We start from the raw sequence: 21,934 nt of genomic DNA, 5'->3' as shown, positions 1-21,934 counted from the left end.
GCATTTCTGTTATAGAAAACGCCCTAAGTAGTAGAAAGAATATCATCGAGTGTTTCGCCTTTCAACAGACGACACAATGAGTTCCACACGTTTTTTTCGTGTTTCGTGAGTGTGGAAACGATGCTTCTTGCGATACAAAAAGACTGGGCGAATGCTTCTTCACGAAACGTGCCCGAGATGTTCTCTTTCACTTTGACCATGCGAAGATCCCGTTCTGCTTGGTTGTTGTCAAAGGGAACATGAGCTTCCCGCAAGAAACGCAGCGCTTCTTCCTTTCGTTTTTGAAGCCGTCCAACAAAGGCAAGTGCTTTTTTCGGGAGAGGCGTCATCGTTTCCAATCGGTGCTGTGCTTTCGCTAGGATGCGATCATACACACGCTCCCATCGTTTCGTGTCTTCGTTAGGAAGTGCACCGTGATGGACTTCGACCGCCTGCTTGGCAGCGAACAGAAAGGTGGTCATGCGCATGGCCCATGTCTGCCCTTGTTCGATGAAGCTCTTCAGATCACGCAAATGATGGGCGTGACAAAGGGCATGGGTGTCTTCGGTGTAGTTCAGGTACGTACCGAACGCATCATGCATCATCGTCCCTTTATATCGTGGAAGAATCCCGATGTCATCGGTCGCTTTCTTTCCACGGGAAAGCGTGAGGAGCCAAGTACGTATATTTCGATGTGCACGCGACATGAACCCATGCCCGTTTCCCTTCGATGCGCAAACTCGTTTCATCGACATGCAAGATGTTGGAATCCAGCAAAGCTTCTTCGATGATGTCCATGTTTGGCTCCAACGCTTCATGTCCTCGTTTCACCATATTGGCGAGAGTCCCTGTGCTGATCGAGTGCTGATATAACGCTTCGATCATATCACCTACACGTTTGTAAGGAATCAATTGAACATGGTGCAAATAAACGGCGAGCGCAGTGAGCCGCGGGCCATATTGCACATGATTCGTTACGTGTGGTGGGAACGGGGCTTGTTGGACACATTGGCAATGCGGACACGATTTCACTTCACGATCATGTTGGGTGACCTTGATCGTCACAGGAGGGAGATCGAACACTTGACGGACATCGACTTTGAAAGGCTGGACTTCACACAAAGAAGCCCCACATCCTTGACACATGTTCACACGATGATGGGGATGTTCCACTTGACGGAGCGTCGTTCCACGATGTCCTTCTTGTCCGCCTGGCTTTTTGCCAGATGGCTCACGTGAAGAACGGGGGCGGGCAAAACGGTCAGAGGATGGGGGCAAATGGCTATTGGAGCTGTTTTTTTTCGTGCGTGCTTCCAGCTCTTGAATGCGACCTCTGAGTCGTTCATTTTCTTTGCTCAAGTGCTTGTTTTTCTGACGCAACTGTTCATTTTCTTGGATGAGCTGATGAATGAACTGTATACATCCAAATTGACATTTTAACCTCTGATTCACGCAGCACACCCGATGCGGCGTAACACCTCATCTGGGTGCTGTAAGACGTGCTGTTCAAACCGAGTAATCGACTGGGCGATGTCTTTTTGATCTCTATGCAAGACGTTAGCAATGACTTCATCTTTTAGCCACTTCCATAGCCGTTCAATAGGGTTTAACTGTGGGGAATACGGTGGCAAAAAGATAAAGTGAAAAGTAGCACCTTCTTGACTATCAAGGAATGCTCGCACCATCTTGGCATAATGAATACGCGCGTTGTCCAACACAAGCACGATGAATCGATTCGCATATTTCTCTTTCAACAGATGTAAAAAGTCTAGAAACGTCTCGGCATTGGCAGACGAAGCACGATGAAACACGACGTCCCCTTGTTGCACGTCGACTGCGCCAAAAATGGACACGTGAGCGTGGTGACCGTAGCTCGGGACTTGTTTTTGGTTGCCTACTTCTGCCCATGTCGTACGAAGCGCTTGATAGGCGCGAACATGCGTCTCATCGACATGAAGCAAAACGATTTCTTCCGTGATTAGTTTTTTTTTATAAACTCGAGTTCTTTTTCAAAGGCTGCTTGACGCACTGGATCGCCTTTGACGAGCTTATAGGTCGGGCGTGTCCATGACAAGCGAAGACGATGCAATAACTTTCGGATGCCTTCCCGTGACATCGAAACGCCATAAGTTTGTTGGATGTAAGATTGCAATATACGTGTGTTCCATGACGAAGAAATGCCCCAGCCGACATCCACAGGGGTGGTGGTTAACACAAGTTGTCTGATCTCCTGTTGTTGTTCTTCCGTCAGAAATGGCACGCGACCAGGTGGCAAGCGACGATCGAGTAAATGATCGAGCCCACCTTCATTAAAACGTGCCACATAAAGTGCAACCGATTGACGGCATAGATTAACCATTTTTGCGACATCTTTTCCAAGAAACCCTTCCATGACGAGACGAACGGCAGTCACCCGAACACGAAGGGAAGCATCTTTGATTTTCCGTTCTTGTTTCCGAAGTGTTCGAGGTGTCCAACCGTGATCATTTGTAATTTTAAGACGTTTCATGTCATTTCCGCTCCTTTTATACGTGGGTATTTAGGAGCAGTATAACCATGGAAAAAGGTGTTCATACAGAAGTTATCACTTTAAAGTGCATGTATATGGTTTTGTTGTTGGATTTTGCCCATGAGGCTCTCCATTGTAAATACAGCTTGTTGTACCGTCAACATGCGATTCACCTCCTTGTCTATGAGTATTCACATCATAGACAAGAAATACAAAAACTATTCAACTCACTTGATCATGTGGCTGAATAGTTACAAACAGAAGAAATGACTCGTAAATCCCAAATTCGGTTAAAACGTTTGAGGGAATCGAATCTCGTCATTATTGACGACTTAATGTTTATGGCCATGGATCAAAGAGAAGCCAATCTCTTTTTTCACCTAATCAATGACTTATATAATCAATCTTCTATCATCTTAACGTCCAACAAAGGGCCTGCGGAATGGGGAGAATTATTAGGTGATCCTGCGATTACTACAGCCATTTTGGATAGAATTATTCATCGCTCAGAAGTCATTCATTTGGGTGGAGATAGTTACAGAATGAAAAACAGAATTTCCATTTTTGGTGACAAAACTGTTCAAAATTAATGATCAAAAAGTGTTCAATTTTACTTGACGGTTACAGCTTTTTCTTCTGACTCCTTATATTCTGTGGGGACTATTCATTTTAAGTCTATGCTTGTAGGCTAAAAATAATATATTGGAAAAATGAACCAATGTATTTGAGACAATAAAGGGAGATGCTACTCGTGACATCTCCCTTGTTTTAGTGTGCTCGGCATGGGTGCAATCTCTAGGGTGAAAGTCCCGAACTGCGAAGGCAGAAGTAGCAGTTAGCTTAACGCAAGGGTGTCCGTGGCGACACGGAATCTGAAGGAAGCGAGCGGCAAACTTCCGGTCTGAGGAACACGAACTTCATATAAGGCTAGGTATCATTGGATGAGTTTGCTAAACAAAACAAAGTCCTTTCTGCCGAAGGTGATACAGAGTAAATGAAGCAGATAGATGGAAGGAAAGATTGCACTCTTACCCGAGGAGGTCTGATGGATACGTGAAGTACCCTTCACAACCTACTTAGCGATAAGTAGCTGAATCATCAGAAGTCAGCAGAGGTCATAGTACGAATCGGTCTAGAACGATTCGGAAGGACTGAACAATCAAGAGAAAATAGCCCTTGGCATTCAGTCCGTCACGATGAACACAGAAAACATAGGACCTCCCAAGAGAAAGGAAACGGTGAATCCCGTGGGGGATCTTTTGGAGGGTGGAGTGACGACTGGCATAAGAAGAACAGCTATTTACGGAAGGAAGAATAACGATGGTTTTGAATCAAATCCTGTCACGAGAGAACATGCTTCTCGCATTGAAACGAGTAGAACAAAATAAGGGCAGCCATGGAGTAGATATGATGCCCGTACAAAACCTGCGAACGCACATCGTCGAAAACTGGCAGTCCATCAAAGAAGCGATTCTCAAAGGTACCTATGAACCGATGCCTGTCCGAAGAGTCGAAATCCCGAAGCCTGATGGCGGTGTTCGGTTACTAGGTATCCCAACCGTGACAGACCGTTTGATTCAACAGGCGATTGCCCAAGTATTGTCGAAGATATATGACCCGATGTTTTCCGAACATAGCTATGGCTTTCGCCCAAATCGAAGTGCCCATGATGCAGTGAGGAAAGCACAAGGATATATCAAAGAAGGATACCGATGGGTTGTAGACATCGATTTGGAAAAGTTCTTTGATCAGGTCAACCACGACAGACTTATGAGCACATTGGCGAAAAGAATCCACGATAAACCGTTATTAAAATTAATCCGCAAGTACTTGCAGTCGGGTGTCATGATTCATGGAGTGGTTTCAAGTACAGAGAAAGGAACGCCACAAGGTGGTCCATTAAGTCCGCTCCTTTCCAACATCGTCCTTGATGAGCTGGATAAAGAATTAGAGAAAAGAGGACATCAATTCGTTCGTTACGCAGACGACTGTAACATTTACGTAAAATCAAAAAGGGCAGGAGAACGAACAATGGCAAGCGTTCAACGATTCATCGAACGTAAACTTCGCCTAAAAGTGAATGAGAAAAAGTCGGCAGTAGACCGTCCTTGGAAACGAAAGTTTCTTGGATTCAGTTTTATCGATGCCGAAGAGCCCAAGATTCGAGTGGCAGAAGAAAGTCTCAAACGAATGAAGAAGAAAGTACGAGAAATCACCTCGAGAAAGATGCCATATTCCATGGAATACCGAATTCAGAAACTGAATCAGTATTTATTCGGATGGTGTGGGTACTTTGCGCTGGCGGATACGAAATCAATCTTTCGGAAAATGGACGGGTGGATTCGTCGAAGACTTCGTATGTGCTTATGGAAAAGTTGGAAAACACCAAAAACGAGGATACGAAACTTGATCAAATTGGGAGTTCCTTCGTGGAAAGCGTATGAATGGGGAAATAGTCGGAAAGGATATTGGCGTATTTCAAATAGCCCCATCTTACACAGAACCCTTGGAAACTCCTACTGGAATGACCAAGGGCTCAAAAGTCTACAAGAACGTTATGAATTCTTGCGTCATTGATCTTGATTGAACCGCCGTATACGGAACCGTACGTACGGTGGTGTGAGAGGACGGAGGTTAATCACCTCCTCCTACTCGATTTAATCTATGCTTGGCCACATTGCATTAAGAGTTTGATCAGCATTTGTTGTAGTAACTCCGTTTAAAGTAAAGGACAATCCACTAAAATAATTTGCGTGAATATCAATCGGATTTTTCTGAGGTTTCTGTGGAACATTCACAATCCTGTAAGGCTTATTGGTCCAAAAACCCAATTTTGTTACCCAATCTTTTACTTTACTATCTCTCATAAATGTTGTATTACTAGCTAGATCAGAAGATAGTGGCATATGAGGAGAGCCTACCTGTACAACTTCATGAACAGAGTAGCCTGCTGATTTTAATAATTGCGCTCCACGGATAGAAGAAACCCCTCCACCGCTATGTCCAATTAATACAATCTTTCCACCTCTATAATTCTTCTTAGCAGCATCACGAACTTTAGTTCCAGTAGTGTATTGAGGTAGTACACTATTACCTGCCTCGTAAATAATGGCTTGTAATTGAACAGATGCTAATGTTGGCCATAGGTATGTCGGAAGACCATCAGTTTTTCCATAAGGAAAAATAGGATTTGCGACACGTACGGACTTACCAATTGATGCATATTTATTAATAATTTTAGGAATAAACGTTTTAAAATATGAAGAATTAGTCAACATACCTGCCGCAAGAACTACGGTAAAGTCACATGCTGATGCAGTACAGTTAGAAGCATTTGCATACGTCTCTATTTCGCTATCCGGTACTTCATATGGTTGAGCCGCTTCCATAACCTGTGGATCCGGTGGAACAATTATTAATACGCGATCTTCATACTGCAATATGTCCATATTATAGCTTAAACTCTGTCTTGTAAAATAAGCTTTTCCATCTTCTACAACATATTGATTACCTACTAAAGAAGCATATTCATCCGTTAGATGCTCGAGGTCTAACATTAAATCACCATAAGGGTACTTCTGAGCGTTATATGAGCCGATTAGCGTTTCTTCCGTTTCACCATCTTTTTTGATATAGAGAGGTAAGTTAGGGCTAATAGCGAAACGAGTATTAATGGCTGATGAACCAAAAGCTGAAACTGATACATAATACGTTACACCAGCTGTTAGCTCGTAAGTCACTTTTGAAAAAACACTCTCAATCATATCATCTGAGTATGCTAATTCATTGGTTAAGTTTTCATCCGAATATAAGCGGACAACTGTATCACTTATAGTACCATCTTGTTGGTATGAACTAGTGTAGAAACGGTAGAATCCGGTTCTTGGAGCAGTAAATTTAAAGTACTTTTTTTCATTAGCTCCTATAGAAAGGTCTACGTAACTATTGTCTTGCATTGTAATAAAATTAGGAGGTGCATTTGTGATATTTAATCTAGCGTATACACTACCGTTATTATAGCCTTTCACTTTAATGTAATAGGATGTTCCAGCAGATAGATTCAGTATTAATTCGGAAAATACACGACCATTACTATCATCGTTGTAACCAATTTGATTAGTTAGATTGTAGTCACTATACACGTAAAGTACAGTATCACTTGTACCACTACTACTGTTACCCCCGTAATAATCAGTATAAATCTTATAGCTTCCTGAAGCAGAAGGAGTGAATTTATATACTTTTTCCCCTCCAACTGGAAGATTAATATCTTTAGGTGAATTAAGGTAAATAGTTTCTGGTTCTGGTGTATCTAAAGTGACTGTGAGCCTTGCATATACTTGACCACTTGAACTGTAAGGGCGTAACTTCAAATAGTATGTCTCCCCAGCATTTAAACTTACCTTAATTTCAGAAAATAATGTACCATTCGAGTCATCATTGGACGAAATCATAGAACTTAAGTTTGCATCAGAGTAAAGCTCAAGTACAGTATCATTTGATGGACCAGTTCCGCTATAAGGCCCTGTATAGAATTTATATGTTCCTGTACTTGTTGGAGTAAATTTATATACTTGATATTCACCAGCCGGCAGGCTGACATCCACTGGAGAATTAGTATATAAGGTTACAAATTCCGGTGTTACATTACTAAGGGACAATGTATAAGGGGCAGAGCTATATGCTCCACTATAACCATATACTTTAATATAATATGTCTGGTTAGCAACTACAGAAAATGTTACATTCTCAGTCATACCAGTACCAGCAGTTCCGCTTGCTATAGAACTTTGCCCCGAATTTAACACCTGCACATCGTAATCTTTATCAGAAGGAACATAGAGTTGTAACGTTACTGATCCGTTACGATTTGGGACAAACTTAAAGAAATCCACATCACTAGAGGTACTAATATAAGAGCTAAGTGAAGTACCCGTGCTTATATTTGTTGCTTGTGAAGCTGAGTTATTTGGCTCATACGTATCTGACATAGATGTAGGTTGGGATGCAGAAGTAGTGGCATAACTCTCAATAAGGGCTTTATATTTGTCCCTAATCTTTATATATTCCATTGCATGATTTTGATAATAGGACTTTTCTTCCTCTGCTAAAGCTTGTAAAGCATCTTTTGAATGTTGATTTGTTAATTTTGGTCGATATTGAAGCTTTGATAGCTCTTGTCTTAACAATTCTCTTTCCGATGTAAGAATCTTCGATTTTGTAGTAGAACCTTGGGATACGTGCTGTGAGATGATCGACATCAATTTTTGATCCAATTGATAGATGGATTTACTAATCTCAACTATATCAAAATTAACTAGTTCATCCATAGGTATTGAAGACTTAGGCTCCTCCGGTTGAGTATACGGAGGAAGAATCTCACCTTTTCCTAACCCTAAAGCATTAACTAGATTAACAACACCGTGTCCGTATTCTCGTTTATTCCCTAGTTTAGTAGCAGTATTGAATAGAATCTCCTTTATATCTTCATTACTTAACTTTTTATTTTTTTCAAGAATTAATGCCAGTGAACCTGTTACGTGTGGTACAGCCATCGATGTTCCACTCATTACCCCATAATCACCATTAATAGTGGTGCTAAGAACGTTAACACCCGGTGCAACGATATCTATTTTACCGACACTTGAAAATGTTGCCCTCTTTAAATCTAAACCAATGGCACCAACAGACACAACTTCTTGGAACTTTGCCGGATATAATACTGTATCATCACCATCTCCTGAATTTCCTGCGGCTGCAACTATAAGTATACCTTTCTCATAAGCTTTTTTAATTGCTTCATAAAGTGCTTCGCTATATTCGGTTCCACCTAGACTTAGTGAGATAATATCAATATCGTTGTTGATCGCCCATTCAATACCTTGTATGAGTTGAGCGTAAGTTCCTTGTCCATTCTTATCTAATACCTTCACTGAATACAAATTGGCCCCACGGGCCACTCCAACAACTCCCTTACTATTTAAAATAGCTCCGATAGTTCCGGCTACGTGTGTGCCATGACCATTATCATCAGTGAAAGTTGTCCCTTCTACAAAAGATGTTCCACCTGCAATAACTAAATCCTCATGATTTGCAATACCAGTATCTAATACAGCAATGTTTACTTTGACTTTGTTATTGTTAAAAATTTTCCTCTCAGAGCTACTAATAAGACTGATGCCCCATGGATAAGTATCTTTACCTTTTCTCATTATTTTTACAAAATCATGATCTTTATTAACACCACTATTATTAGCAGTACTAACAGGTGCATTTTTTTCAATGTAGGCAACTTCACTGTCTTTTTTTAGTGACTTTGCCTCATCTGGTGAAAGAGAGACGACCAACGAATTTGTAAGATTAAGCCTCTTGTGCTTTTTGTCTTTAAACTTCTCTTTTGAGAATTTATCTAGTGATTCTGGATTTTTTAATGTTACAATGTACCCTTCTTCTGTGTATTCTGCAGAACTCGTGGGAGCAACAGGTTCAACAAAAGTAATAATTAGTAAGAGAGATAAAAATAATGCTAAAATTCTTTTCATTCTTTCACTCCTTTTACATTTTTATATAATTACATGAAAATATTAAGATAACTGTTGGTACCGTCAAGAATTTTGTGTAATGTAAGATAGATAGGGTATCTCTGAAATGGATTTTAGAATAGAGAGGGGGGCTGTTTCCTCCACACAGGAGACTGAATATTCAGTCTCCTGTGTGGAAAGGGAGAATCCCCTTCTTTCGTCAATTTACAGTGTTTGGTTAGTGATAACGCTCTTCAAACATTCGTTGAAGAGCTTCATGTGCTTCGGCAAATCCTCGCAACTTTCGTCCTGCCCATTTCTCATTAAAATCTTGAATGGTCAAATACACGACTTTTTCAGCGGCTTCTAAACTGCTCAAACTGTTCATCGGCTTTAGGCGTTTCCGAATCTCCTTGATCGTTCGTTCGATGGCATTCGTCGTGTAAATCACACTTCGAATACTGCTTGGATAATCCATAAATGTAAGGAGGACATCCAACTCATTGGCCCAAGATTGCACTTCTCTCGGGTACTTGCTGGACCATTTCGACTCAAACTGTTGAAACATCTGTAACGCCATCCCCTTATTCGGTGCGCGATAAATCAGTTTGAGATCCTCCGCCATTTCGAATTGGTCTTTTTTCCGAACACGATGTAAGGTATTACGTACTTTGTGAACGACACAACGCTGCACATCGGCTTTCGGATAAACCGAGCGAAAAGCTTCCTCCAACCCCGGTAGTCCATCGAATACGCCCAGAAGCACTTCCTTGACGCCTCTTTTGTAGAGCTGTTGGAGAATCTCCTGCCATACATAGGCGCTTTCCTGTCCTCCCACGAAGAAATCCAGAATTTCTCGATACCCTTCTTCGTTCACCCCTAACACCACATAAATGACTTCTTTCTCCACGGTTTCGCGACGAAGTTTTACGTATAAACCATCCAAATATAAAACCGAATAACGCTGATGTAGAGGACGATTGTGCCATTTCTCGATGTCTTCCTTCACGACATCGGTAATACGGCTGATCGTCGCTAGAGAATAAGCATTTCCTAAAATTCGTTCGATAAACTTGCCAATTTTCCTCGTACTCATGCCACTTTGATACATTTTGATGACGGCTTCCTCGAGCCAACCAGTATGACGTTGGTAAGGGGCAAACAGCTGCGTTTGAACTCACATTTCGCGCCCTCTCGACAAAAATCGGGAGGATTTTTTTATCTTCATGTCGAATGAATCTTTGAAACACAAGGAAAGCAAAGGAGTTTCTACATCATGAGCGTTCAAATCCGTGCCATTTATGAAAGTTCTTATTTGAATATAATAAGCACCATTTTCAAGGATCTTGGCCTCCCTCGGTTGATTGATCGTCTCGTTCCCGTGGACTCTCAATGCCAAACTCGAGCCAGCGACGTTGTCTGGCTGCTTACCTTGGATATCTTGAGCGGTCGGCAAGCACTCGTTCATTTGGAACGATGGGCGCATGACATCGATTTGCCTAAGCTGATCCGACCAGGGCTTTCCCCCTCTTGGTTCAACGACGATGCCATCGCGCGCCATCTCGATCGACTGTACGACGCCAATATCCACGCGGTTCTTTCCGCCTGTCTTGTGCAAATTTACAAGAAAGAAGGAATCCCTCTTCGGGTGTTCCATGCCGATACGACCGATGTATCGGTTTACGGTACGTATGAATCGGCCTCGCCGGATGCCTTGCAGATTACGCATGGCTACAACCGGCATCATCGTTGGCAAAAGCAGATCGGATTTGGGCTGATTGGCAACGAGGATGGCATCCCGTTTTATGGCGATGTACACGACGGCAACCTGCCGGATAAGACGTGGAATCCCGAGGTGTTGTCCCGTGTGCAGAAACAGCTGAAGCAGGCGAAGATCGAAGATGAATGGATTTATGTTGCCGATTCTGCCGCCATGACGAAAGACACACTGGCGCAAACGAAGGCCGCCAACGCCTTTTTGATCACAAGAGGCCCTTCTTCGCTCCGGATCGTCAAAACCGCGCTGGCTAAAGCTGATGCCCAAGACACGCCGTGGAGCGATCCGTTTTCCTTAGCGGAGAAAAACGGAGCCACCTACCGGGTGTGGGAAACGACATCGACGTACGAAGGTCATTCGGTCCGGTTGATCGTCGTTGAATCCAGCGCGCTCGACCAACGAAAAGGAAAGACGCTCGAAAAAGAGCGAAACCAAGAAGCAGAGCTTCTTCGGCAGAAACAAACCCAGTGGGAAAGCCGTCTGTTTTCGTGCCGGGAAGACGCCGAACAAGCCCTAGCGTCTCTAAAGGCGTCCCTTCGTCTCCGGTTCCATCGCGTCGAGGCGTCGGTCGAAGCGATCGTGCGTCCGAAAAAACGGCGCGGACGTCCGAAAAAAGGGGCGGAACCGGACATGGAAACGCTGTACGCCCTTCGCTTGAACGTGGAATTCGACCAAGATGCGTGGGAACAGGCGAGACGGAAAGCGTCCCGGTTTGTCCTTGTCACGACCGTTCCGGAGGAATGGAAAGGTCAACCGATGGATGCGAAAGAGATCTTGAAGTTGTATAAAGGCCAAATCTCGGTGGAAATGAACTTCTCTTTCTTGAAAGACCCGTTCTTTACGGATGAGATTTACGTAAAAAAACCGGAACGGGTCGCGGTATTGGGCTATTTGTTTCTGTTGGCCTTGGCGATTTACCGCGTCTTCCAGCGCCGGGTGCGTCAGTTCATCACCCCGGAACACCCATTAAAGGGCGCGGGAGGCCGGAAACTGACCCGACCGACCGGACAAGCGATTTTTCAATTGTTTTGGTATGTCAGAGTCGTCCTGTTGGAACTGCCGGATGGACGAATTCAACGCGCGTTAGGTCAACCGCTCACGTACGAGCAGCGAAGGATTCTGCAAGGATTAGGGATGGACGAGAGCATTTACGTCTAATGGGATAAAGAACGACCAACGATGGTAAAAAAAGGATACCATCGCTTTTGGTGTTGGTTTAAAAGTTATTCTAAAAAACTGAATAAAAAATCCTTTTGTTCCGCCCTACCAAGGTGCGAAATATGAGTTTGAAATTCCCCATTTCGATCTCTTGGGACCAAAAGGCCTTCAATCTGTCCATATTGTGTATCTAGATTTCGTTGATAGTAGCCGTTTCACATATTCGATGTTCCGGCCTGTTCGATTTCGAGGAAATGTTTGATTTCTTCCCGCATGATCAGTTCTAATTTTTCCTTTACAAACTGACGAATGACACTTTCCAGTTGATTTGCCCAGTCGACATTCGGTATACTTTTGGACATAGGTAGGGTTCTCCTTTCTCTGGAATATTTGGGTTCAATCAGAGAATACCCTACCTTTTTTCTTTTGATCTAGTAAAATGCTTTACACAAAATTTTATACATCATCGTTCGATTTTTGTCACTATCTATTTTATCAAAAGAAAGGCTTGCTGGTGAAAATGAAAGGCAAGAGCTTTCTATATTTGTTAAGAGATATTTTAGTAAGGGGAGTCACTATGCTCTGTTCTATTTTTTATTGTGTATATATTGATTATAATAGGTGTATGAAACAAAAGAGCGGAGACGTAATGGACAATATACGAATACATTATAGTAAAAATGATTGGAGAGAAGAATGGTGGAAGATGTTATCCATCAACATGCAGAGCAGCTGAAGCGTTGGGAAGAAAAACAGAAAGAAATTTTGCAAGAACTTATTGAAAATCAACAAAAAATTCGGCAACAAAACGCTTTATATTATAACGAAAAGGAAGAAGAGCGCATCATTGACCGATATTACGAACACATCGATCATCAAACGGATGGAAAGTTGTTATTTCAAGCGTATCACGATTTAATGAAACGGACGCATATACGTCGCATCCCGTATTTTTTAAGCAAAGATTACTATTTATACACATGGGTCGATTTGCAGCCGGATGGAACAGTAAAAAGCATTTATTCGGGGAAAAAGAAAGATCCACGTACAATTATTTTACAAGATTACGAGATCATTCAAAAGCGATATGAACAATTTGTTCAGCTTGTAAAAAAGGCAAAAAAAAGCGAACTCGATTTTAATCAAAAAATAAAATTGGTTGATCAACAATTGAAATTTAATGCCGAACATGTCGTGCCACAATCGTGGTTTGGGGCAAAGGAACCAATGAAAGGGGATTTGCATCACTTATTTGTTTGTGAACCGCGATGCAATTCGATTCGCTCGAATTTTCCGTATGCGGATTTTCCGTTTTATGAACCAGAGTCTCCTAATGAAATCGTTCAAAACGATTGTGGCGTGGCATACGGGGAACATTTTGAACCTGAACACGGAAAAGGGGCGGTAGCTCGGGCGATGATGTACTTTCTCGTTCGTTATCCGCGTGCAATCAAACATCCGTTTGTCGATCAAATCAATATTCCACTTCTTGTTCAATGGCATAAACGCTTTCCTGTTACAATGTATGAAAGACATCGAAATGCGGCGATTTTTCGAATTCAAGGAAATCGCAACCCATTTATCGATAAACCAAATCTTGCAGAACAGCTTTATTTTCTAATTGGGCGTAAAAGTAGGTAGGCGTTCGCACATGTTCTTCTCTTTTTCATATGCTGTATTACAGTTTATGAAAAGGGGAAGAGAACGATGGGTGTAGAGCTAACAGCGTTACATTGGATTTACGTCTCGTTTATTTGTATTATTATCGCGTTGATGGTTTGGCGTAAAGATACATCATTAGTTTGTATGGTGGGTATCTTTTTGTTAGCGGTTACAGCAACAGGATCGTTGCCGCTTTCTATTAGCACCATTTTTAACAGTTTTATTTATGCCATAACTGAACTTCTTCCGACTATTCTTGTTATATCTATTATCGTATCGATGAGTAAACTTCTTACAGGCACAGGAGTAAATGAGGTAATGATCGCGCCGTTTGCGAAACTGATTCGTACACCTTCGTTAGCTTATCGGTACAGGAGTTGCCACTCTAACAGCACTTGGTCAAATTGCGGCCATTTGGGTTGGGGGTGGAACGCTAGTCCCTTGGGCGCTCATTCCAGCGGCAGCCATTTGTGGTGTTAGCCCATTTGAATTGGCGAGACGAAATATTGTGCCAGTTATTATCGGGCTAACTGTAACAACAATTGTTGCGATGTTTCTTATTTAGTTACAGAGAGTGTCTCCAACGAGGCACTCTTTTTTTTGTGTAATGAAAATTAACATGATAATAAAAAAATTTCAAAAAACTGTTGCATTTCTTTTTGTTTATGTAATATATTATAACCATAAATGTTATAAAAAATGACATAAAGGAGAGATGAGAATGAATGAGGTACAGTTGAGTTTGGCAATTGATTCACTTTGGGTAATGTTAGGGGCGATTTTAGTTATTGGAATGCAAGTCGGATTTGCTTTGTTAGAAGCGGGATCGACGCGAATGAAAAACGCTGGTCATGTCGCTGGAAAGCAAATATTAAGTTTTGCGATCGCTTCGCTCGCGTTTTGGGCGGCAGGCTTTGCGATTACATTCGGAAAAGGAAATGGGTTGATTGGAATGGAAGGGTGGTTTTTGAAGGAAGGAAAAGAGACGTTTTCTTCTCTTTCGTGGGCGAATGTACCACTTGAACTGAAATTTTTATTTCAACTCGCTTTTGTTGGTGTTTCTTTAGCAATTGCATGGGGAGGATTCGCCGAGCGAGCGAAATTATCTGTTTACTTTATTTTCGGAGCCATTTTTACTGTTGCCATTTACCCTGTTATCGGCCATTGGGTATGGGGTGGTGGATGGCTCGGTGAAATGGGGATGCAAGACTTTGCGGGTTCTACCGTTGTTCACTTACAAGGAGCAATTGCTGCATTAATCGCAACGATGTTATTAGGTCCACGCATCGGTAAGTTTAACAAAGACGGCACACCTAACTTCATTCCAGGACATAACCAAGTATATACTGTTATCGGTGGGTTTGTTTTATGGGTCGGTTGGTTTGGATTTAATGCAGGAAGTACAATGGGAACGGCAGATGGATTTTTTGGTTATGTCGCGTTAACAACAAATATTGCAGCAGCTGCTGGAGCGGTTGCTTCGATTTTGACAGCAAAATGGCTTGTTGGGAAAGCAGATATTCCTGCGATGGTCAACGGTGTATTAGCCGCACTTGTTGCCATCACAGCCGCATGTGCATTCGTTGAACCGTGGGCGGCAGCTGTGATCGGGGCAGTAGCAGGATCATTTACATTTTGGACGTCCGTATATTTTGAACGAAAAGGAATTGACGACCCGATTTACGCATTCTCTGTTCATGGTATCGCCGGAATTGTCGGTACGATTTCGACTGGCTTTTTCGCATCCCCGCGCCTCGTTGAAATAACGGGAATCGGAAAAGCAGGGCTGTTTTATGGCGGGGGATTCGATCAGCTTATTGTGCAAACGGTAGGAGTTCTAGGGGCCGCTGTATACGTGGCAGTTGTTTCGTTTATCATCTTGTTCACTTTGAAAAAGACGATTGGTTTACGTGTGACGCCTGAACAAGAAATTTCTGGACTTGATATTAGCGAACATGGTTCATATGGGTATCCAGAGCATTTAGACCCAACCTATCAACAAACAACGACGTTAACTCGTTCTTAATAAAGATGGTGATGTCATGAATCATTTGGAAACGATTATCGTTCGAGTAGAACAATGCAGTAGTACGACAGAACTAAAGCAACTTCATGATGAAGTTGCTTTCGTTCTCTCTTCTTTCCCCCTCTCTTTTCAGCGCATGCTTGAAATATACGATGCGCTTAGTGCATGCCATGATGTATTAATGAAACAAGCATTATTGCTGGCTGAGCGGGAAGTTGATCGAATGGGAATAGGGAGAAAGCCATCTTCCTTTTGCTGGTTTGTCATGGGAAGTAGCGGACGGAGGGAAGCGACTGTCTGGTCAGATCAAGACAACGGGGTCATTTTTTCTTGTTTAAGTAGCGAAAAAGAGGATTGTTATGCATATATGCGCGAGTATGCCCGCATTGGTGTTCTTTTTTTGAATGAAGTTGGCTATCCGTATTGCACAGGACATGTGATGGCGACAAATGAGAGATGGCTGAAAGAGAAGGAAGATTGGAACGAGCAAATTCAAAAATATGTACAAAACGAGCATATAGATGATATTCGTTATTTGTCCATGTTAGTTGATATGCGACCAATTCATGGGGAACCATCTTTAGTTGCTCAACTAAAGGAGGCGTTATATAACAAAATGACAACGCCGGTTTCTTTACGTAATCGAATCGTTGACAGTATTCATACGCCTCCCGTGCCCATTGGCCCTTTTCGTCGCGTGTACGTAGAACGATGGGGGGCACAAAGTGGGATGATTGATATAAAACGAGGGGGATATGTTCAACTAAGCCATATACTGAAGTGGATCGCTGTTCGAAAACAATTTATTCATTCGATGTCTACGTTTGAGCGATTAGCGTGTTGGTATGCTCAAAACGGTTGTTCACAACAGTTATTTGAACGTATAGACGAGGCGTTTCGAACGTTTTTATATTTTCGTTTACGCTGTTCGCTTGAAGGAGAACATAATTATATATTGATGCAGCATTTATCAAAAGAAGAGCGAAAGCAATTAAAAAAAGCGATGGTTGTAGCCAAAAAGGTGCAGCGCGATGCAAGAAAGTGGGTGTAAGCGATGGAGCGTCCGTTTCAATGGATCAATCGTCTGTTGTCGCTTGGGCTTCGACATGACCAAGCAACAGCAGTCGGTTCGGCTTTTCAACAAGAGGTATGGATTCGAAAAACGATGCGCGAAGCGAGAAAGCATACGTATTCGCTCGACACCCCACTTTCTGATGTTATATTTATTTTGTTAGATACAGAGACGACAGGATTTTCCCCGCAAAGAGGAGACGAAATTTTTTCATTGGCCGCTTTAAAAACAAAAAAGGGGGAAGCGTTAGATTTGTATTGTTCTCACTTTCGCCCGAAACGACGCATCCCAGAACAAGTTGTTATACTTACTGGTATTACGAATGAAGATGTGGCCGATGCCCCGTCGCTACAACAAGAGATGCATCGCATTCTTCCTTTTTTGAATCGCAGTATTTTGCTCGGTTATCATATTCAGCATGATATTGCATTTTTGAATGAATTTTTATCACGAAATTATCGTACATCTTTACAACAAACAGCAATCGAAATGAGGAGAATAATGGAATGTATCCATCACGACACATTCCCAACACTTGATGACGCCCTTTCTTTTTACGGTTTGTCCCCTATGAACCGTCACACAGCACTAGGGGATGTAATGAGTTTATTTGAGATTTGGAAGCGTGTTTTTGTCGAATTACAGCAGATGAAAATCGATACATTGCATGACCTGTATGCGCTGCTTAGTCAATGTTCTTAAAAGAATGTTGACTTTTTTTATGAAAAATTATAAAATTTCATTAACTTATATGAGCATATATTCATATATTGAAAGAGGGGATAACGAGTGGAAGAGTTATATGAGCCGTTAGATGAAGAAACGCTTTTCATCGTATCACAAACATTTAAAGCGTTAAGTGATCCGACACGTATTCGTATTTTACATTTACTTTCGTCTGGTGAGTTTTCAGTAACGGAGATTGCGAATCGATTGTCACTTTTACAATCGACCGTATCCCATCAGCTTCGTTTTTTAAAAAATTTACGTCTTGTGAAGTACCGAAGGGAAGGAACGACGCTATATTATTCGCATGACGATGAGCATGTGTTGCATATTCTCGAGCAGACGATTCGTCATGCGCGTGATCATTAGGAGGGAATAAAGTGAAGGAGTATCAAGTGAAAGGGTTAACGTGTGCAAATTGCGCGCGAGCATTAGAAGAGCAAATTCAGTCACTTCCGTATGGTGAAGGAGCGACGTTAAGCTACACGAGCGGAACATTGCGCATAAATGAGCACGTCGACTTAGAAAACGTACGCGCCATTTTAGCGACGGATGGAGCATATATAGAAGACGACGAACAGTCGTCCAAAAAGCGAAATCCGCTTCTCTATTTCATTAGTACATCTATTGTTCTTTTCATCATAGCTTTGTTGTTTGAACGCTTTAACATAGGTAATGTGATTGTTGTTATTTACATGATTGCAACGGCGCTAAGTGGATATAAAACGTTCATTAAAGGGCTGAAAAATGTCATTCATTTTCGTTTTAATATGGATACGTTAATGACGATTGCGCTCATTGGAGCGTTCGGAATCGGGGAATGGAAAGAAGCGACTGTCGTTGCGATTTTATTTGGCATTAACGAATATTTAGAAGGGCTAGGTATGGAAAGGGCACGCCGTTCGCTTCAGATGCTCTTGCAACAAGCCCCAAAAGAAGCACTCGTCATATTTAACGGACAAATGCGTATCGTTTCAGTTGATTCGTTACAAGTTGGGGACGTCGTACTTGTTCGACCTGGCGAAAAAATTCCGTCAGATGGTATAGTTGTTCAAGGGAAAAGTTCTGTCAATGAAGCAGCAATTACAGGTGAATCGATGCCGATTGAAAAAGAAGTAGGGATGAACGTGTACGGTGGAAGTGTAAACAACGAAGGAATGTTGCACGTTCAAATTACAAAACAATATAAAGATAGCTCTTTGTCAAAAATATTGCGTCTCGTACAGGAAGCACAGGAGGCGAAAACGCCGCTGGAATTGTTCATTCATCGTTTTGCCAAATATTATACGCCGTTCATTATGATTGTTTCATTATTAGTCATGACGATTCCACCTTTATGGCTTGGCGTGCCTTGGCATGATTCATTATATCAAGGTTTAGCCGTTTTAATTGTCGGTTGTCCATGTGCGCTTATTTTATCTTCACCTATTGCTTTGTTAGCTGGGATGACGCGCAACGCGAGAAAAGGTGTGCTCGTGAAAGGAGGCGTTCATTTAGAGACGCTTGGACGTGTACGTACGATTGCTTTTGATAAAACAGGGACAATAACAAAAGGAAAACCGCATGTCACGGATGTCATTGCATATATCGATGAACATGAGCTACTTCACATTGCGGCATCTTTAGAAAGTGTTTCTTCTCATCCGCTGGCTCAAGCGATCATCAAAAAAGCAAAACAACACGACATTCCATATAAACAACCAGAGCAAATCGAGACGCGAACGGGTAGCGGAGTAGAAGGAAAAGTCGATGGGAAATGGTATCGTATTGGAAACGAGCAAATGGTTGGTGAACGATACGTATCTGAACAAATTGAAAAAGATGCCGAAAAGCTAAAAAACGAAGGACGAACGATCATTTTTGTAGCGGACGAACATCGTATACTCGGTTTATTTGGTGTTGCTGATGAAATACGTGAGGAAAGTAAAGAAGTCATCCAACAACTGCATCGGATCGGTATTCGCCGCACGGTCATATTAACAGGAGATCATGAAAAAGTAGCACGACAAGTAGCTGAACAAGTAGGAGTTACAAATACGTTTGCACAACTGCTTCCTGAGCAAAAAGTAGAAAAAATTAAAGAACTAATGAAAAACGATACGGTGGCTATGGTAGGAGACGGAATGAACGATGCGCCAGCACTTGCTCATGCGCATGTCGGAATCGCTATGGGGAAAGGAACAGATAGCGCCATCGAAACGGCTGATGTCGTTCTTATGCAAGATCACCTAGAAAAATTACCAGAGGCGATTACTATTGCTAGACAGGTTAATCGTACCATTCGATTGAATATCGCGATAGCACTTGGATTAAAAGCAATCGCGTTATTATTAACGATTCCAGGTTGGCTAACGTTATGGATTGCTATTTTATCTGATATGGGGGCGACTATTTTTGTTAGCTTGTTTAGTCTGCTTATTCTATGGGAGAAGCGCACAACTTGATTTAGGTTGTGCGTCTTTTTGTAAAAAAAGGATATTATTCAGAAATATTAGAAACGTTGTTGATTTTTTCACCGTTTTTAGTGAAAATGAAGATAGAACTTTAACAACAAAGAGGATGAATAAGATGATGCAAGCAATCGCTGTCATCGCTCCAAATGGAAAAATTTTAGGAGCAGATGAACATTTTTTTCAACATTTTTATCATCGTGGGGTTGATCGCGGGCTGTTAGAAAAGTTTATACAAGAAGCTGAAAATGGGCGCACGGCTTCGTATGCCGTCGTAAAACAAAAGAATGGACAAAACGATGTGTATGTACAAGCAACAGCTTTATATAACAAAGAAGGGAACTTACAGGCGGTTGTTGCGACATATCAATATGAACCGTTCATCGATATGCGTCTTACTTCTTCGATCGCTTCACTTGCATCTGAATTTACGTTTATTTTATCAGCAGAAGGCGAGATTACGTATGTTTCGCCAACGGCTCAATATGTGTTGAAATGCACAGAAAAAGTGTGTAGTCATGAATTATTTTCTTTTGTTCACCATGAAGACATACCGCTTTTGATGGAAAAGTTACATACGATTTATGCAACAAAAGAAAAAGAGACGACAATCGACTGTCGTTGGCGGACAGATGAGGGACATTTTATATGGATTCATATGCATGCCCACCCATTATTAAATGAAAAAAATGAAATTGAACACGTCATCGTTGTTGCAAAAGATATTACAAAGTGGAAATGTTGCGAGGAAGCACTTGCGAAATTAAAACATTTCGATTCGTTAACCGACATTCCGAATCGCTTTTATTTTGAATCGTATGTACAACATATGATTCAGCAGAAGCGACCGTTTGCATTATGTTATATTGATTTTGACAAAATTAAATGGATTAACGATCGCTTTTCGTATCAAGCAGGAGACTTCTTTTTGCAAGAAGCTGTTCGCCGCATTCAGCAACATGTGCGACAAGAAGATTTTTTTGCCCGCATCGGTGGCGATGAGTTTTCAATCGTGCTACACGATGTGAATAAAGAAACGATTGTTACGCGGATGGAACATTTGCTTCAATCGTTTGTAGAACCATTCCGATATAAAGAGCATGTCATTCAATCTAGCCTTTCTGTTGGGGTGACGTTTTTTCCACAAGACGGTATGGATTTAGACACGCTGTTAAAACAAGCGGATCAAGCGCTCTGTTACGCAAAAGAGAGAGGAAAAGGTTATCATTTTTACCATCCTCAACAAAATCGAAAAACAATGATTGAACAAGAGCTACCGATTGCGTTGTTAAACAATCAATTTTATTTATGTTACCAACCGAAAGTGTCGCTAGATAATAAAGCGATTATGGGAGTTGAGGCGCTCATGCGCTGGACGCATCCAACGCTTGGAGCGATTTCACCATTAGAGTTTATTCCGATCGCAGAGAAAAATGGATTTATTTTCGAAATTACAACATGGGTGTTAAAAGAAGCGTGTCGACAAGTAAAACAATGGCAAACCCATTTTCCGACGCTAAAGCTCGCGGTGAACTTATCACCATTTTTACTGAATCGAAAAGAATTTGTGATGCATGTAAAAAATATTTTGCAACATACACAATTTCCACCAAACTATTTAATTTTAGAAATCACAGAAAGCGGACTAATGGAAAATATCGAGACTGGAAGACATATTTTAACAGAGTTAAAACAGATCGGAATTCAAGTGGCAATTGACGATTTCGGTACCGGTTTTTCATCACTTGCTTACATTCGCAACTTACCCGTTTCATTATTAAAAATCGACCGCTCATTCATTCGTGACATCACGGATAATTCAAAAGATGCTACGATCGTCGATACGATTATTCATTTAGCGAAAAGTTTAGACTTACAAGTACTTGCCGAAGGAGTAGAACGCGACGATCAAGTATCTTTGTTACAAAAAATGGATTGTGATTTTGCTCAAGGATTTTATTTTAGTCAATCGTTAGAAGCGGAGAAGTTACTACAATGGCTTGAACAGCATAATCAACCGAAAGAGGCGCTTCATTAGCGCCTCTTTTCACGTT

Annotated in this window: 12 protein-coding genes and 5 pseudogenes; 11 read left to right on the top strand and 6 right to left on the bottom strand. The window is 41.7% G+C overall.

Annotated features, from left to right (window positions below; genetic code table 11):
• Window positions 1-23 precede the first annotated feature (23 nt).
• The 3 genes and pseudogenes from tnpC to ACPF7I_RS07610 all read right to left on the bottom strand — a co-directional run.
• A pseudogene (gene tnpC / locus ACPF7I_RS07620) lies at window positions 24-1,395 on the bottom strand (IS66 family transposase); the annotation flags it as partial.
• 32 nt (window positions 1,396-1,427) lie between these two features.
• Entirely contained in the window at window positions 1,428-1,940 is a 513-nt protein-coding gene (locus tag ACPF7I_RS07615; RefSeq protein WP_128999662.1) for an IS630 family transposase, read from the bottom strand.
• A 17-nt stretch (window positions 1,941-1,957) separates the two neighbouring features.
• Window positions 1,958-2,488: a helix-turn-helix domain-containing protein gene (locus tag ACPF7I_RS07610; RefSeq protein WP_430744046.1), complete on the bottom strand. Its 531-nt coding sequence runs from the start codon at window positions 2,486-2,488 to the stop codon at window positions 1,958-1,960.
• Between the two features lie 251 nt (window positions 2,489-2,739).
• Here ACPF7I_RS07610 and ACPF7I_RS07605 point away from each other — a divergent pair.
• Window positions 2,740-3,078: pseudogene (locus ACPF7I_RS07605) on the top strand (ATP-binding protein); the annotation flags it as partial.
• 730 nt (window positions 3,079-3,808) lie between these two features.
• Window positions 3,809-5,065, top strand: a complete 1,257-nt coding sequence (gene ltrA / locus ACPF7I_RS07600) for a group II intron reverse transcriptase/maturase (protein WP_064221401.1) — start codon at window positions 3,809-3,811, stop codon at window positions 5,063-5,065.
• Window positions 5,066-5,145: 80 nt separating this feature from the next.
• Here ltrA and ACPF7I_RS07595 read toward each other — a convergent pair whose 3' ends face one another.
• Both ACPF7I_RS07595 and ACPF7I_RS07590 read right to left on the bottom strand, forming a co-directional pair.
• Window positions 5,146-9,030 (bottom strand): S8 family serine peptidase, encoded by a 3,885-nt coding sequence (locus ACPF7I_RS07595; protein ID WP_430744047.1) that lies wholly within the window; start codon window positions 9,028-9,030, stop codon window positions 5,146-5,148.
• 217 nt (window positions 9,031-9,247) lie between these two features.
• Window positions 9,248-10,183: pseudogene (locus tag ACPF7I_RS07590) on the bottom strand (IS256 family transposase); the annotation flags it as partial.
• Between the two features lie 102 nt (window positions 10,184-10,285).
• Between ACPF7I_RS07590 and ACPF7I_RS07585 the strand changes: the two are divergent.
• Window positions 10,286-11,944 (top strand): IS1634 family transposase, encoded by a 1,659-nt coding sequence (locus ACPF7I_RS07585; protein ID WP_430744041.1) that lies wholly within the window; start codon window positions 10,286-10,288, stop codon window positions 11,942-11,944.
• A gap of 65 nt (window positions 11,945-12,009) precedes the next feature.
• On the opposite strand, the pseudogene ACPF7I_RS07580 reads toward ACPF7I_RS07585, so the two are convergent.
• A pseudogene (locus tag ACPF7I_RS07580) lies at window positions 12,010-12,306 on the bottom strand (transposase).
• A 334-nt stretch (window positions 12,307-12,640) separates the two neighbouring features.
• Between ACPF7I_RS07580 and ACPF7I_RS07575 the strand changes: the two are divergent.
• The 8 genes and pseudogenes from ACPF7I_RS07575 to ACPF7I_RS07540 all read left to right on the top strand — a co-directional run bounded on the left by ACPF7I_RS07575 (window position 12,641) and on the right by ACPF7I_RS07540 (window position 21,918).
• On the top strand, window positions 12,641-13,585 hold the full coding sequence (locus tag ACPF7I_RS07575; RefSeq protein WP_430744048.1) for an endonuclease I family protein: 945 nt from the start codon (window positions 12,641-12,643) through the stop codon (window positions 13,583-13,585).
• 66 nt (window positions 13,586-13,651) lie between these two features.
• Window positions 13,652-13,972 (top strand): annotated as a pseudogene (locus tag ACPF7I_RS07570) (hypothetical protein); the annotation flags it as partial.
• Between the two features lie 355 nt (window positions 13,973-14,327).
• Window positions 14,328-15,632: an ammonium transporter gene (locus ACPF7I_RS07565; protein WP_430744049.1), complete on the top strand. Its 1,305-nt coding sequence runs from the start codon at window positions 14,328-14,330 to the stop codon at window positions 15,630-15,632.
• A gap of 16 nt (window positions 15,633-15,648) precedes the next feature.
• Window positions 15,649-16,683 carry a DUF294 nucleotidyltransferase-like domain-containing protein gene (locus tag ACPF7I_RS07560; protein WP_430744050.1) on the top strand — a complete coding sequence of 345 codons (1,035 nt, stop codon included), beginning with the start codon at window positions 15,649-15,651 and terminating at the stop codon, window positions 16,681-16,683.
• Between the two features lie 3 nt (window positions 16,684-16,686).
• The gene (locus tag ACPF7I_RS07555) at window positions 16,687-17,406 is read left to right on the top strand and encodes an exonuclease domain-containing protein (RefSeq protein WP_003396003.1); all 720 of its coding nucleotides are present in this window, start codon (window positions 16,687-16,689) and stop codon (window positions 17,404-17,406) included.
• 87 nt (window positions 17,407-17,493) lie between these two features.
• Window positions 17,494-17,799 (top strand): ArsR/SmtB family transcription factor, encoded by a 306-nt coding sequence (locus ACPF7I_RS07550; RefSeq protein ID WP_035046978.1) that lies wholly within the window; start codon window positions 17,494-17,496, stop codon window positions 17,797-17,799.
• Between the two features lie 11 nt (window positions 17,800-17,810).
• Window positions 17,811-19,874 carry a heavy metal translocating P-type ATPase gene (locus ACPF7I_RS07545; protein ID WP_430744051.1) on the top strand — a complete coding sequence of 688 codons (2,064 nt, stop codon included), beginning with the start codon at window positions 17,811-17,813 and terminating at the stop codon, window positions 19,872-19,874.
• Window positions 19,875-19,989: 115 nt separating this feature from the next.
• Complete coding sequence (locus ACPF7I_RS07540) at window positions 19,990-21,918, top strand: putative bifunctional diguanylate cyclase/phosphodiesterase (protein ID WP_430744052.1); 1,929 nt, start codon at window positions 19,990-19,992, stop codon at window positions 21,916-21,918.
• The last annotated feature ends 16 nt before the right edge of the window (window positions 21,919-21,934 follow it).

The sequence above is a fragment of the Anoxybacillus dikiliensis genome (assembly GCF_050613275.1).
GTDB lineage: Bacteria > Bacillota > Bacilli > Bacillales > Anoxybacillaceae > Anoxybacillus.
This window is presented reverse-complemented; position numbering and strand designations above follow the sequence as displayed.